The 331-nt window shown below is 55.0% G+C and carries 1 protein-coding gene; it reads right to left on the bottom strand.

The window, feature by feature from the left end:
- Positions 1-331: DNA topoisomerase (locus tag P0G09_RS16505; RefSeq protein WP_275253203.1), on the bottom strand; the 331-nt coding region annotated here is incomplete at both ends.

The following is a 331-nucleotide window of genomic DNA, read 5'->3' as shown; positions in this document are numbered from 1 at the left end:
AATCATCGTACTGATCTCGGTCATAAAGTCGCTCGGCTCCATTTCGCCATGCTCGATTCGCAGTAGCTTTGTTTCACAATCGGCGGTCATTTCCGGGGATTGGATTTCTTCGGGCATCACCGTAATAAGGGCTTTGCCCTTGTCGGTAGGCAGCAGCACCTTGGTCTTTTTGTTGCCCTTCCGCTCCAGAAAGCCCTTCTGCACCAGTTTTTCGATAGTGGCGGCTCTGGTAGCCGGAGTGCCGATGCCCTGACGATCCACACCCTCCGGCACACTGTCTGCACCCGCTGCCTGCATAGCGGACAGGAGCGTATCTTCCGTGTAGGATTTC

This window comes from Faecalibacterium sp. DFI.5.82 (assembly GCF_029076575.1).
GTDB lineage: Bacteria > Bacillota > Clostridia > Oscillospirales > Ruminococcaceae > Faecalibacterium > Faecalibacterium duncaniae.
This window is presented reverse-complemented; position numbering and strand designations above follow the sequence as displayed.